Origin of the sequence: Algoriella xinjiangensis, from assembly GCF_900115015.1 — a bacterium.
Taxonomy (GTDB): Bacteria; Bacteroidota; Bacteroidia; order Flavobacteriales; family Weeksellaceae; genus Empedobacter; species Empedobacter xinjiangensis.
The window spans coordinates 104,724-119,723 of the sequence record NZ_FOUZ01000001.1; the positions used below are offsets into that span (position 1 = coordinate 104,724).

12 protein-coding genes are annotated in these 15,000 nt (G+C 33.3%); all 12 read right to left on the reverse strand.

All coding sequences use genetic code 11. The features are described 5' to 3' along the window. Positions 1–3 precede the first annotated feature (3 nt). On the reverse strand, positions 4–291 hold the full coding sequence (gene paaB / locus BM072_RS00495; protein ID WP_092905475.1) for a 1,2-phenylacetyl-CoA epoxidase subunit PaaB: 288 nt from the start codon (positions 289–291) through the stop codon (positions 4–6). Positions 292–295: 4 nt separating this feature from the next. Further along, positions 296–1,261, reverse strand: coding sequence for a 1,2-phenylacetyl-CoA epoxidase subunit PaaA (gene paaA, locus BM072_RS00500; protein ID WP_092905477.1), 966 nt, complete (start codon positions 1,259–1,261; stop codon positions 296–298). 22 nt (positions 1,262–1,283) lie between these two features. Next, positions 1,284–2,366 carry a 1,2-phenylacetyl-CoA epoxidase subunit PaaE gene (paaE, locus tag BM072_RS00505; RefSeq protein WP_092905478.1) on the reverse strand — a complete coding sequence of 361 codons (1,083 nt, stop codon included), beginning with the start codon at positions 2,364–2,366 and terminating at the stop codon, positions 1,284–1,286. A gap of 1 nt (position 2,367) precedes the next feature. Next, entirely contained in the window at positions 2,368–2,940 is a 573-nt protein-coding gene (locus BM072_RS00510; protein WP_092905480.1) for a TetR/AcrR family transcriptional regulator, read from the reverse strand. 3 nt (positions 2,941–2,943) lie between these two features. Next, the gene (locus tag BM072_RS00515; RefSeq protein WP_092905482.1) at positions 2,944–4,281 is read right to left on the reverse strand and encodes a phenylacetate--CoA ligase family protein; all 1,338 of its coding nucleotides are present in this window, start codon (positions 4,279–4,281) and stop codon (positions 2,944–2,946) included. Positions 4,282–4,398: 117 nt separating this feature from the next. Further along, positions 4,399–6,438: an alpha-ketoacid dehydrogenase subunit alpha/beta gene (locus BM072_RS00520; protein ID WP_092905866.1), complete on the reverse strand. Its 2,040-nt coding sequence runs from the start codon at positions 6,436–6,438 to the stop codon at positions 4,399–4,401. Between the two features lie 4 nt (positions 6,439–6,442). Beyond that, positions 6,443–7,699 carry a dihydrolipoamide acetyltransferase family protein gene (locus BM072_RS00525; RefSeq protein WP_092905484.1) on the reverse strand — a complete coding sequence of 419 codons (1,257 nt, stop codon included), beginning with the start codon at positions 7,697–7,699 and terminating at the stop codon, positions 6,443–6,445. Between the two features lie 205 nt (positions 7,700–7,904). Next, on the reverse strand, positions 7,905–8,729 hold the full coding sequence (locus BM072_RS00530; RefSeq protein ID WP_092905485.1) for a phosphatase PAP2 family protein: 825 nt from the start codon (positions 8,727–8,729) through the stop codon (positions 7,905–7,907). A gap of 136 nt (positions 8,730–8,865) precedes the next feature. Further along, on the reverse strand, positions 8,866–9,996 hold the full coding sequence (hppD, locus tag BM072_RS00535; protein WP_092905487.1) for a 4-hydroxyphenylpyruvate dioxygenase: 1,131 nt from the start codon (positions 9,994–9,996) through the stop codon (positions 8,866–8,868). A 196-nt stretch (positions 9,997–10,192) separates the two neighbouring features. Then, positions 10,193–11,350, reverse strand: a complete 1,158-nt coding sequence (locus BM072_RS00540) for a homogentisate 1,2-dioxygenase (RefSeq protein WP_092905489.1) — start codon at positions 11,348–11,350, stop codon at positions 10,193–10,195. Positions 11,351–11,641: 291 nt separating this feature from the next. Next, the gene (locus BM072_RS00545; RefSeq protein ID WP_092905491.1) at positions 11,642–13,837 is read right to left on the reverse strand and encodes a B12-binding domain-containing radical SAM protein; all 2,196 of its coding nucleotides are present in this window, start codon (positions 13,835–13,837) and stop codon (positions 11,642–11,644) included. A 143-nt stretch (positions 13,838–13,980) separates the two neighbouring features. Next, a complete protein-coding gene (locus BM072_RS00550) occupies positions 13,981–14,964 on the reverse strand; it encodes a lipoate--protein ligase (RefSeq protein WP_092905493.1) in 984 nt (327 codons plus the stop codon). Positions 14,965–15,000 lie beyond the last annotated feature (36 nt).

Genomic DNA, 15,000 nt, shown 5'->3' on the forward strand with positions numbered 1-15,000 from the left:
AAATTACATGTTTTTGATTTCTTCTGGAACATCATAAAAAGTTGGATGACGATAAACTTTATCTTCAGCTGGATCAAAAAATTGATCTGCTTCGTCTGGATTAGAAGCATGAATATTCATAGATTCTACAACCCAAATACTTACACCTTCTAAACGACGAGTGTAAACATCGCGCGCATTTTCTAAAGCCATCGTTGCATCAGCAGCATGTAAACTACCAACATGTTTGTGGTCTAAACCTTGTTTACTTCTGATAAATACTTCCCATAAAGGCCAATCTCTATTCTCCATCTTTTTATGCGTTTTTACGTTGTTCTTGTTCTAATTCTCTTTGTTTTCTTTTTTCATGGTAAGCTGTTGCAGCGTCTCTAACCCAAGCACCATTTTCGTGTGCATTACGGCGAGCATCTAAACGTTCTTTATTACATTTTCCGTTTCCTTTAACAACATTCCAAAACTCTTCCCAATCAATTTCTCCAAATTCGTAATGACCTGTTTCATCATTAAATTTTAAATCTGGATCTGGAATAGTTAATCCTAAATATTCTGCTTGAGGGATAGAAATATCGACAAAACGTTGACGTAATTCATCATTAGAAAAACGTTTAATTCTCCATTTCATTGATAATTCTGAGTTTGATGATACATCATCACCAGGTCCAAACATCATTAATGTAGGCCACCACCAACGATCCATTGCATCTTGCAACATCGCTTTTTGCTCTGGTGTTCCTTTTGATAATACCACTAATGCTTCGTAACCTTGTCTTTGGTGGAAAGATTCTTCTTTACAAACACGTACCATTGCGCGAGCGTATGGTCCGTAAGATGCGCGACATAATGGAACTTGATTTAAGATTGCAGCTCCATCTACTAACCAACCAATCATACCTATATCTGCCCAAGTTAATGTTGGGTAATTGAAGATACTTGAATATTTTGCTTTACCTGAATGTAAGTCGTTTAATGTTTGTATACGAGATGTTCCCAAGGTTTCGGCAGCACAGTATAAATATAATCCGTGACCGGCTTCATCTTGTACTTTCGCTAATAAGATTTTTTTTCTGTTTAACGAAGGTGCTCTTGTAATCCAATTTGCTTCTGGCAACATACCCACAATTTCTGAGTGAGCGTGTTGAGAAATTTGTCTAACTAATGTTTTGCGGTATGCGTCTGGCATCCAATCTTTTGGTTCGATACGAACTTCATTTTCAATCTTTTCATCAAAAAGTTGTTGAAAATCAATTTCTTTTGCACTCATTTTGTTTAGTTTTTAAAGTTGATTATTTGGCATCAAAATCTACTATTACTTCTGCCGAACGAGGGTGAGCTTGGCAAGAAAGTACAAAGCCACGTGCTATTTCGTCTGGTTCTAATGAATAGTTGATGTCCATTTCTACTTCGCCTTTTAATACTTTACACTTACAAGTGGCGCAAACACCACCTTTACAAGCATATGGTAAATCGGCACCGTTTTGCAAAGCCGCATCTAAGATTGTATCGCCATGGTAACCTAAATCAAGTTGTAAAGATGTTGCGTCTAGCTTAACAGTTACTTTACTCATTGTATCATTAGATTCTTTTACCGCATTTTTGCGTTCAACCTTTTTAGCTTCTGAAGATGCGCTGTAAAATAATTCGAAATGTACATTTTTCAAATCTACTCCAGCTTCTACAAAAGCGTCACGACCGCTTAAAATCATTTCTTCGGGACCACAAAGAAAAACTTCACTAACATCTGTTGGATTGATAATATTTTTTAAGAAATATTCAATTTTTTCTTTATCAATACGACCGCTCAAAATTTCTGCATCAGCCGTTTCTCGGCTCAAGATATTGTAAACGCTAAGGCGTTGCATATATCTATTTTTTAATGCTTCAATTTCTTCTTTAAAGATGATAGATCCTTTATTTTTGTTTCCGTATAATAGTATAACTTCACTATTAGGTTCTGTTTGTAGCACTGTTTTCATGATCGAAAGTACTGGTGTAATTCCAGATCCAGCAACAATGCCTACATATAATTTTTTGTTATCTTCATGTACTTCTGTAAAGAAATTTCCTTGTGGAGTCATTACATCAAGAACATCACCAATTTTTATTTGGTCGTTCATAAATGTAGAAAAAACACCGTCGTCAATTTTCTTTACTGCAACTCTCAATTCGTTGTCTAATGGACTTGAACAAATCGAATACGAACGTCTAATTTCTTCATTATTATGATGATTTTTTAACGTTAGATATTGACCATGTTTAAAACTAAATTCTTTGTTTAATTCTTCAGGTACATCAAATGTAACGGATACACAATCTGGTGTTTCCTTTTTTACATTTTTTACGCGTAATTGATGAAAATTTATTGCCATATTATTTTTGAAATCCGTTAATTAATAGTGTCATCAAGTCATTTTCTAATTGTTCTGGCGAGATATCTCGACCAGGTTTATACCACAATTCTATCCAACGAAGTGATGATAATAAAGTAAATAAAGCCACTGATACATTTAAGTCTTTAAACTCGCCTGCTGCAATTCCTGCTTTTATTAAATTTGCAATTCGTTTTTCGTACCCTTTTCGTATTGTTTTGTACAATTCTTTTTTGGTATCCGAAAGATTTTTCCAATCATTATTTGCGACAGAAACTTCATCTGGTTCTGCAATAATCATGCGAACGTGTAACTGTATCAAATCTCGTAATTTTTGCACATTTGTTTCATCTGTATCTTCGATCATACTAATGTGAGAAACGTATTGATTGGCTACTTTGAAGCAAATTTCTTCTAAAATTTCGTCTTTCGAACGAATGTGATTATATAAACTTGCCGCTTCCATCCCAACCTTCTCTGCCAATTCGCGCATAGATGTTGCAGAATAGCCTTTGTGCTTAAAAATTGCGGCTGCTTCTTGAATAATCAGTTCTTTTTTACTTTGTTTTGGCATTTTTTATAAATGTCTATTATCGATAATTCGGTTTAATTTTCCTCCCTCACTTTTCGGAAGACAATCTGTTTCGTATAACTTAACATTCATTCCCAAACCGATATTATCTCTAATTTTTTTGTGAATATTACAAATTAAACGTTGTGCTTCAACGTTTGTTTCGTCGTTTAAATTATCTAATGTAAACCCATTTTGGTTGAAATAAGCTGAATTAATTTCGAATCCAACTTCTACTACATCCATATTTTTAGGTTTTGTCAAAACTACTTGATAATTTGGAGATAAGTGTGGAAATTCTGGAATAAAATCAGCTATTTGTGTATGAAAGAAATTTACGCCACGAATAATCATCATATCATCTGCACGACCAATAATTGGACCCATTTTGATATGTGTTCTTTTCTTAGAATGTTCGTATGTTAAAGTCGTAATATCGCCCGTCCAATAGCGTACCAACGGCAAAGCTTCTTTAGTTAAAGTTGTGATAACTAAAACACCTGGTTGTCCGTAAGGAACTGGCTCGCCTGTTTTTTCGTCTACAATTTCTGGAAAAAAATGATCTTCCCAAATATATGATCCTGTACCTTGTTCTTCGAAATCTTCGTTAGAAACTCCAGGTCCAATAATTTCGCTTAATCCGTAGATATTAGACGCCTTGATATGTAAACTATTTTCTACTTCTTGACGCAATGCTTCAGACCAAGGTTCTGAACCTAAAATCGCAATTTTAAGGTTAAAATTATCTAATGATTCTCCTCTTTTCTTGATTTCTTCTGCTACTGTTAACGCATAAGATGGTGTTGCACAAATAGCATCTGCCTGAAAATCTTTCAGTAACATGATTTGTTTATCTGTATTACCTCCAGAAATTGGAACAACCGTCATTCCTAATTTTTCTGCACCGTAATGTAATCCTAAACCACCTGTAAATAATCCGTATCCGTACGCATTTTGCAAAGTCATTCCTGGTTCGCAACCCGATGCAGCCAATGATCTTGCAACAACTTCAGAAAACAATTCAATATCATTTCTTGTGTAACCAACAACTGTAGGTTTTCCCGTTGTACCACTTGAACAATGTAAACGAATTACTTCGCTTTTTGGTTCTGCAAATAAGCCGAAAGGATAATTATCCCTTAAATGATTTTTCTTTGTAAATGGTAATTTATGTAAATCTTCAACACCATTAATGTCTTCTGGTTTTACTCCAGCTTCATCAAAAGCATTTTTGTAAAAAGGCACTTTACTGTACACTTTTTGTAACATATTTTGAAGTCTCTCATTTTGAATCTTGCGCAATTCTTCAATTGGCATTTGTTCAATTTCAGGATTAAATATCATAATTTTTGCAGATTTTGATTTTTGTCTTTAACAAATGTAACAAAAAAAAATAAAAAAACTAACAAACGTTAGTTTTTTTAGTGTAAAAAATACATCTATTAATTAAATGTAGTCAAATTAGTAATTTAAAACGTTATTAATCAATACTTTTAACTTTTCAGCATTTGGTAACATTTCTTGCTCTAAAGTAGAATTTAATGGTATTGCTGGTAAATCTTGCGCACCTAAAACACGAACTGGTGCATCTAAATACTCAAAACATTCTTCACTAATTAATCCTGCAACGCTCTGTGCAAAAGAGTTTTGCTTAGCTTCTTCAGTTAAAACAATACAACGACTGTGTTTTTTTACACTAGTAAAAATTGTTTCTTCATCAAGCGGAACTAATGTTCTTAAATCAATAATTTCGACTTGGTTTGGAAAATCTTTTGCAGCTTGTTTCGCCCAATAAACGCCCATACCATACGTTATTATTGATACTGAATTATAATCTGTAGAAACTTCTGATGCTATGACTTCGCGTGCTTTTCCGAATGGTAAAACATAATCTTCATCTGGTTCTACAGTTGCAGCATCTTCTGTTCCTTTTATTTTACTCCAATATAATCCTTTGTGTTCTAACATTACAACTGGATTTGGATCATAATAAGCAGCTTTCATCAATCCTTTCAAATCTGCTCCTGTAGATGGATAAGCTATTTTGATTCCTTTGATATTCGTCAAAACACTTTCTACTGAACTCGAATGATAAGGTCCACCACTTCCGTACGCACCAATTGGCACACGAAGCACCATAGAAACTGGCCATTTACCGTTTGATAAATAGTTACTACGCGCAACTTCTGTAAATAATTGATTTAGACCAGGCCAGATATAATCTGCAAACTGAACTTCTACAATCGGTTTTAAACCAACTGCGCTCATTCCAACTGTAGAACCGATAATAAACGCTTCTTGAATTGGTGTATTAAATACACGATTCTTACCATATTGTTTGGCTAAAGTTGCAGCTTCGCGAAAAACTCCACCCAAACGCAACCCAACATCTTGTCCATATAATAAAGCTTCTGGATGTTCTGCCATTAATTCGCGAATTGCAAATAAAGCAGAATCTACCATTACTGTTTTTTCTTTTCCTTCTGGCGAACGGTTTCCTTTTTCTTCTGTAATTGGTGTTGGCGCAAAAACATGCGTATACAAATCTTCTGGACGAGGATCTTCGGCTTTTAACGCTTCTTGATATTCTAACTGAACTTTGTCTGCTGCATCTTTCTCGATCTGAATTAATTCATCTAATTCAAAACCATCATTCAATAAAGCAGTTTTTAATTTATCATAAGGATCACGCGCTTGCGCTTCCTCCAGATCATCGCGGTACCATTCTTTACGAACGCCTGATGTATGATGATTAAGTAAAGGAACTTTTGCATGAACCAAAATTGGACGACGCTCTGTTCTAATAATTTCGATTGCCTTTTGAATCGTTTCATACGAAGCTAAAAAATCTGTTCCATCCACTTGAAGAACTTCAAGTCCTTTAAAACCTTTCGCATAATGCGAAATATCTTGTGCGCGAATTTCGTCCGCCGAAGCAGAAATATCCCATTCGTTGTCTTGTACTAAATATAAAATTGGCAATTGTTTTAGAGCCGCCATCTGAAAAGCTTCTGCCACTTCTCCTTCTGTACAACTTGCATCACCCAAAGAACAAACTGAAATTGGCTTAATTTCATCTGTCGCTAAACCTTCTAATTCTTTGTATTGCATTCCCATCGCAATTCCAGTTGTTGGGATAGCTTGCATTCCCGTCGCACTACTTTGATGTGGAATTTTCGGCATATCATCTCTCCTTAAACTTGGATGAGAATAATAGGTTCTACCTCCTGAAAAAACATCATCACGTTTTGCTAACAATTGCAACATCAATTCGTAAGGTGTAATACCGATTGCCAACAACATAGCGTCGTCGCGATAATATGCGCTTAAGTAATCTTGTGGTAATAATTGTAAACCAGTCGCAATTTGAATTGCTTCGTGTCCACGCGAAGTTGCATGTACATATTTACCCGTTACTTGTTTATTTTCTTCGTATAATTCTGTTAATGCTTTTGCAGTGACTAAAAGCTCGTAAGCTTGTTTTAATAATGTAGATTTCATGGCTTTAAATTTGTGTGTTAACATCCCAATTTTCGATATAATCTGAAATACGTTTTAAGAAAACGCCTCCCAAAGAACCGTCTACCACACGATGATCAAACGAAAGAGATAAATACATAAATTGTCTTGCAACAATAATATCTCCAAATTCTGTCTCTAAAACTGCGGGTTTTTTCTTGATAACACCCGTCGCTAAAATTGCAACTTCGGGTTGATTGATAATCGGTGTTCCCATCAAATTACCAAAAGTCCCCACATTACTAATTGTAAATGTACCGCCACGAACGTCATCTGGCGATAATTTATTATTTCTAGCCTTATTTACAATGGTATTTACGCCATTTGCTAAACCTTCTAAATTTAATTGATTCGCGTTTCTGATAACAGGAACAATCAAATTATTATTTGGTAAAGCAGTCGCAATTCCTATATTGATTTCGCTGTGTTTGATAATCTTTGTTTCAGTTTCATCAACCGAAACATTTATCATCGGAAAGTCTTTTATTGCACGAACCACGCACTCCACAATCATTGGTGTGTACGTTAATTTTTGCTTGTATTTTGCTTCAAAACTTGCTTTATTTTCTTCGCGCCATTTTACAAAATTCGTCACATCTGGTTCTACATAAGCCGTAACATGAGGAGAAGTTTGTTTACTTTTCTTCATGTGTTTCGAAATCATTTGACGCATTTTATCCATCTCGATAATTTCGTCATTTGCACCAAATGAAGCTGTAGAAATAACTGAATTATTAGTTAAACTATTACTTGAAATAATATCTGTAACGGATTTATTTTGAATATAATTTAAAACATCATTCTTAGAAATTCGTCCATCACGACCAGTTCCTTTTATTTGTTTTAAATCATTTGTTTCTATATTCTCTTTCTGAACAATACTTTTTACCAAAGGCGATAAAAATTGATCAGTTTGAATAGATTCTTGGTTAACTTTTGGTGTAGAATTAGATTGATGAACCTCAACTAATTCTGGTTCATTTTTAGTCGAACTATTGTCATCTGAAATTTCTATAATTGCGAAAATTTCTCCGATCTTAATCTCATCTCCTTCATTAAATCTAAACTCGATAATTTTACCAGAATTTGTAGACGGAACATCAGAATCTACTTTATCTGTTGAAACCTCAGCAATTACTTCATTTTCTTGAATAAAGTCGCCAATATTTTTGGTAAAACGAACAAGTTGCACAGACTCAACACTCTCTCCCAGCCTAGGAATCGTTAGTTCTATTTTTTTCATTTTATTTGTTTGCAGTTTTGTGCGTTGAAGATATTAAATTTTTGTCAAAAACTAATGATTGTTAGTAAAATAATTTATAATCTTTTGCATCTCAAAATAGTTCTGAATCAATTAAATAAAATTATTCAAATTAAGTAAACAAGCAATTTAAAATACTTATTATCAATATATTAAATACAATTACTTTATAAAATAGTTTAATCAATTAAAACCTCATCACAACTCCTAAACCAGCTTGTTTTTCTTGAAATGTTGGAAAAACCATTGTCGCAATTTTAGATTCTTTACTTTTTGGAGTAAACCATTTATTGATTGTCGGAAATAACCAATATGCTAATTCTGTCGATAAAATTCCAATTCCTGCACCAGCAACAACATCGCCAACCCAATGTTTGTTATTTATTACGCGATAAATTCCCGTAAAAGCGGCCAATGGATAACCTGCCATACTTAACCAAAAATTTGAATCGTGGTACTCGCGATACATAAATTGAGCCGTTGAAAAGGCATTCGCCGTATGCCCAGAAGGAAAAGATAAGTGATTTGATGCATCTGGACGTTCTTCTTTTACAATGTGTTTTAAAGGCAAAACTAAACCGCTTGTAATAATTTGAGAAGTTGCTAAAATAATTGTACGATCGCGGAAATTATGTTTTCCTTCTACTCCTGCCAAATTAAGTCCATATACCGCAACAGCAGGCATATATTGTGTATAATTATCAAAATTATTTCCTTTTGTTTTATCTTCTAAAATTTCATTTTTAGTTGATTTATTTAAATTATCAAGTTGAGGAATAACCAAACTTAAACTTCCGTAGGTAATTAAAGCAGCTGGAATTATTAACTTTTTTGCTTTAAAATGATAATCTTTATCATTTGGATTAAATGTATGTTTTGGAACGGAATCTAAAATAATAGAATCGTTAATTTTTGGTGCAGTTTGAATGGTATCTTGTGCTTTTACAACTTGAGGAAAAAAGATTGTACTAGCGTATAAAATAACCAAAGGTTTAAGTTGAATCAATTTCATTTGATGATGATTTTGTCTCACAAATGTATTTGATAACCTAACATATAAAACTTAAGATTTGGTTAAGAATTGTAACTAAAAAACCGCTAGCTTATACAAACTAACGGTTGAATTATCAAAAAAATAATTAATTAAATTATAAATTTCCTCTACGATCTTGCTCTCTTTCTAAAGCTTCAAATAATGCTTTAAAATTTCCTGCTCCAAAAGATTGTGCGCCATGACGCTCAATTATTTCATAAAACAATGTTGGACGATCTTCTACAGGTTTTGTAAAGATTTGTAATAAATATCCTTCTTCATCACAATCAACCAAAATTCCTAGGCTTTGAAGTTTTTTGATGTCTTCATCAATTTCTCCAACACGTTCTGGAATCATATCGTAATATGCTTCTGGCGGTGCAGATAAAAATTCAACTCCACGAGATTTTAATTCAGTTACAGTTTTTACAATATCTTTTGTTGCAACTGCAATGTGTTGAACACCTTCGCCTTCGTAAAAATCTAAATATTCTTCAACTTGCGATTTCTTTTTTCCTTCAGCAGGTTCGTTAATTGGAAATTTAGAAAAACCATTTCCGTTACTCATTACTTTAGACATCAAAGCAGAATATTCTGTATTAATTTGTTTGTCATCAAAAGACAAAATATTAACAAATCCCATCACATCTTGGTACCATTGCACGGTATCATTCATACGATTCCAACCCACATTACCAACGCAATGATCTACATACAACAAACCACAATCAGTCGGTTGATAAGCAGATTCTGACTTTACATAACCAGGCATAAATGGACCATCATAATTTTTACGCTCAATAAACATGTGTATTGTTTCTCCATACGTATAAATTCCAGCCATTTTAACTTCACCAAATTCATCTGTAATTGTAGTTGGCTCTAAGTATGATTTGGCACCTCTTTTTGTTGTTTGTTCGTACGCATCGTACGCATCATCTACCCAAAGTGCTAAAATCTTTACGCCATCTCCATGTTTTAGAGCATGTAAAGCGATAGGAGAATCTGATTTTAAACCAGAAGTTAAAACTAAACGAATTTTACCTTGTTGTAAAACATAAGAAGCTCTATCTCTAACGCCGGTTTCTGGACCTGCATAAGCAACTTCTTGATATCCGAAAGCTGTTTTGTAATAATGTGCTGCTTGCTTTGCATTACCAACATAAAACTCGATATAATCTGTTCCATTAATTGGTAAAAAATCTTGGGCTTGCGCTATTTTTTCAGCAAATGTTTGTGTACTCATTTTATTGTGTTTTTTTATTTTTCTTATGTGTGATTCTATTGTAATGTCAAATTTGATTCAACATTTTATTATTGCAATGTGATTCTGAAATAAATTCAGAATCACATTAACTTTTATTGAAATTTAAAATTTTTGTCCTAAACAAATCTTAGTGAGAAGCTGAAACAAGTTCAGCTTGACAAAACTTAGAACAAAATTAATAAAGCCATGATTTAAAATAATCAGGATCTTCTATTTCCAATGCTTGTTCGGTTAACATTAATGGTCTAAAAGGATCAATCATCACAGCTAATTCGTGTGTTTCTTTTTGACCAATAGATTTTTCTACAGTACCAGGATGTGGACCATGTGGAATTCCTGCTGGATGTAAGGTAATTTGTCCTCTCTCGACAGATTTTCTCGACATAAAATCTCCATCTACATAATACAAAATCTCATCCGAATCTACATTACTGTGATTATAAGGCGCCGGAATTGCATTTGGATGATAATCAAACAAACGAGGAACAAAACTACAGATTACAAAACCTGCTCCTTCAAAAGTTTGATGTACCGGTGGTGGCTGATGAATACGACCTGTAATTGGCTCGAAATTATGAATAGAAAATGCCCACGGATAATGAAAACCATCCCATCCTACAAAATCAAATGGATGTGTACCGTACACATAAGGATAAATTAATCCTTCTTTTTTAATCATGATTTTAAAATCACCGTGTTCATCAATGGTTTCAAGATTTTGCGGACGTTTTATATCACGTTCACAAAATGGTGCATGTTCCATTAATTGTCCAAAATGATTACGATAACGACGCGGCGTTTCTATTGGACTAAATGATTCGGTAATAAACAATCGGTTATTTGAATCATTAAAATGAAATTGATAAATAATTCCGCGAGGAATCACTAAATAATCTCCATATTCAAACTCAATTTGTCCGTAACCTGTTTTTAAAACTCCAGAACCTTCGTGTATAAAAATAACCTCATCTGCTTGTGTATTTTTATAGAAATAATCTGTCATAGATTCTTGCGGAGCAGCCAAAGAAATATGCAAATCATTGTTGACCAAAACTGGTACTCTCGATTCGATATAATCTTTTTTTGGTGCTACTTTAAAACCTTTTAAAGAAGTATGTTTTAAATGTTTTGCACGTGCAATTTTTGGTTCGACCGAAAATGGTTCGTTAATTTCTTTTACCAAAGTTGGTGGATAACAGTGATAAACATTAGAATACGTACTCGAAAAGCCATGCGTAGAAACTAATTCTTCTGCGTATAATTCGCCGTTTGGTTTTCGGAATACTGTATGTCGCTTTTGTGGGAAATTCCCCAAAGAGTGATAAAGTGGCATAGCGTACTTTTATTTTTTTTGTTTTGATGAAAAGGTATAGATGACGAGAATTCCGTCAACACTAATTTTGCATTATTCTTACTTAATGAGAATATTGCGCGAAAACAATTTTGGAAAGTAAAGCAGAAGTTTGCTTATTCATTCCAACAAATAAGGGTTTCATATTTTCCTTTTTCGTTTCCATTTCTTTCTTGTGGTTATCCCAAATATAGCACATTTATTTTGATTGTACCAATTACACCACTATTTTATCCACAAAAAAAGCAACCTAACTTAGATTGCTTGACTATTTTAAACGATTAACAATGCGTTTTCTTTTAATTTTTCGGCAGATTTGGAATAGATAAATAATTCGAAATCTTCAGAAATATGTTCTTCAAAATTGGTTTTCATAGTTTGATATGAAACTGATTTTGGACTTTCTTTTAGAAATTGAATAAAGTCAATCAACCAAATTCCGATTTCTTTTTCTAAAACAACTTCTGTAAAAGATTGTTTGGTATGAAATTGAATTAAAGCATTTTCGAACGTTTTTCCTTTCTTGGTTTTCGTTACAATTTCTACAGTTGGCAAACCAGCTAACCACACTACTTTTTGCGTTGGTTTATGTGTTGTAAATACTTCAGTATTCAAAACAGTTTCGATATGATTTGATTTTATAGATGTCTTAGGAACTTTAAAATCGAACCATTCATTAAGTGGTAATTCAAATCCAACACCGTGCATATAATTAAACAATGATTTTTTTAATCCATACGAAAATTGATCATGAATTAATCCTGATTTTTCTTCGTGAATCATATCATTATTTGCAAATGTACCCAATGTTGTGCTATGATTGATAACATCGTATTTCTCTGGATTTAAACCAACCGGACTATGTGCCGTCATTGCAAATTGATGCCAAAAACCTGATTGCAATATTCCTAATTCGAACATTTGACGAACCATTTCTAAACTATCAATCGTTTCTTGTTTAGTTTGCGTCGGAAAACCATACATCAAATAAGCATGCACCATAATTCCTGCTTCGGTAAAATTGCGGTTAACAACAGCAACTTGTTCTACAGTCACACCTTTATCAATCAATTTTAATAAACGATCTGAAGCAACTTCTAATCCACCAGAAACAGCTATACAACCAGATGCTTTTAATAATCGACACAAATCAAGTGAAAAACTTTTCTCAAATCGAATGTTTGTCCACCAAGTTACAGTTAATCTTCTACGAATAATTTCTAATGCAACTTCTCGCATTAAAGCCGGTGGAGCAGCTTCATCTACAAAATGGAAACCAGTATTTTGAGTCGATTCTATCAACTCTTCCATCCTATCTACAATTTGTTTGGCTGCAATAGGTTCATAAACTTTTATATAATCTAACGAAATATCACAAAAAGTACATTTTCCCCAATAACAACCATGCGCCATTGTTAACTTATTCCATCTACCATCGCTCCATAAACGATGCATTGGATTAACAACTTCTATCACCGAAATATAATGATCTAGCTTAATATCAGTATAATCTGGTGTACCAACTTCGCTAAATTTATAGTCTTTTATTAATGGATTATTGATATAAGAAACTTGGTTATTTACTAGTGCAAAAGTTCTTTTCAGTTCCGAAATTTCTGCTTCTTTATTCACATATTTCAGCAATTGCTCTGTTGGCGCTTCACCATCATCTAACGTAATAAAATCAAAAAATTCGAAAACACGAACATCTGATAAAGAACGCAACTCGGTATTTGGGAAACCACCACCCATATCAACTACAATTTCGGGATAATTTTGTTTGATGTATTGCGCACAACGAAATGCACTGTACAAATTACCAGGAAATGGAACCGAAAAACCAATCATTTTTGGATTTGTTTGCTGAATTAATTTCTCTAATTCGGTCAACGTAATTCGGTCAATATATGTAGGCTCTTTTTGAAGTTCGCCATATAATTCGTCAAAAGAATTAGCAGAACGTCCTAAACGCTCGGCATATCGGCTAAAACCAAAATTTTCGTCAACAGCTTCGATAATTAAATCTGATAAATCTTCTAAATAAAGTGTTGCAAAATGTTTTGCTTTATCTTGAAATGACATCGAGCCAAAAGCCCATTCTAAGTCATCTAATTCTGCAAAGCGAGAAGCTTCTGGTAAATAACCATCTTGTACAATTGAATCGGCTAAAGTTGAATTTTTTCCTTGTAAAAAAGCAATTACAGGAGCAATTGTCGCAATATAATCATCGCGTAACATCAACATACGTTGACTGTTTTCACCTAATTCTATTTCTTTTTCAAGAATAAAATCAAATAAATTAGTTAAGCCTTTTTTCGAAAATAATTGCAGAATAACATCTAAACCTAAATCGGCCTGAAATGTATTGTAATGCAAAGTGTTCAAAAAACCTTTCAGATAAACTGTTCCGGGATAAGGCGTATTAAGTTGCGTAAACGGTGGAGTGATTAATAATAGATCCGTATTCAATTGTTCGAATTTGATGCAAAAATACGCAGAATCGAGAAAAAATAAGCGGTAGAATTCATTTATTTCGAGAAATAACAATTAAATAAAAAGTCGCGTTTAGACCATAAATTGATCTAAACGCGACTTAAAAGTATGATGATAACTTATTTAAACAACGCTAAAATTTCTTCTATAGTTACTTTCCCGAAGTAATTTGTTAAATCATTTGAAGCTAAAACGCGTTCAATTTCGGCTAATTCGTGTTTTTTACCAACCAATTGTTCTTCTAATTCTTCAATCGGATTTGAAGCAAAAAAATCTCCAAAAATCTTTACTTTTTCTATTATTCCTTTTTCGACATCTAAATGAATTTCTATAAAACCTGCTGGAATTTTCTTTGCATTTTTGAAGTTATATTTAGGAGAAAATCCAAAATTCCAATCCCATGTTTGATATTTTTCTTTAATCAAATCGGCAATTCCAGCTAAATCTTCAGTGGTTAATTGATAGATTATTGCATTTTCATTATTCTCTAACATTTCTTCGACCAATAATTCTTTTAATTCGTCCGTAGAAATCTCAGTCGGAAAATAATCAATCAAATTTGTAACACGTGCACGGTTAGATTTTATTGCTTTATCGACATATTTTAGAGGATTCATTTTTAAAGCATCTCCCAAAACTGACATATCCGAGTTGAATAAAATTGTACCATGTTGAATCATTTTTCCATTTTTAGCCAACTTTGCGTTGCCACTAAATTTCTTTCCGTCAACCAACAAATCATTTCGACCTTCTAATTTTGCAGGAACATCCAAACTATTCAAAACCTTGATAACAGGCGCCGTAAATTTAGAAAAATCCATAAAATCATTTAATCCAAGAAGGGTATGAAACGAAAAATTAAGATTTCCTAAATCGTGGTAAACCGCTCCACCTCCCGACATGCGGCGAACAACTTTTATTTGTTGCGCATTTACATAATCTAAATTAATTTCGGCTAATGTATTCTGAAATTTCCCGACAATTATGGATGGCGCATTGATATACAACAAAAAAATATCCTCGGTTGGATATTTGTACAATAAATATTCTTCTAAAGCTATATTGAAATATGCATCGTGAGATGGCGAATCGATTATAAACATATTGAAAGTTTATACAAAAGTATGAAGGAAATTTAC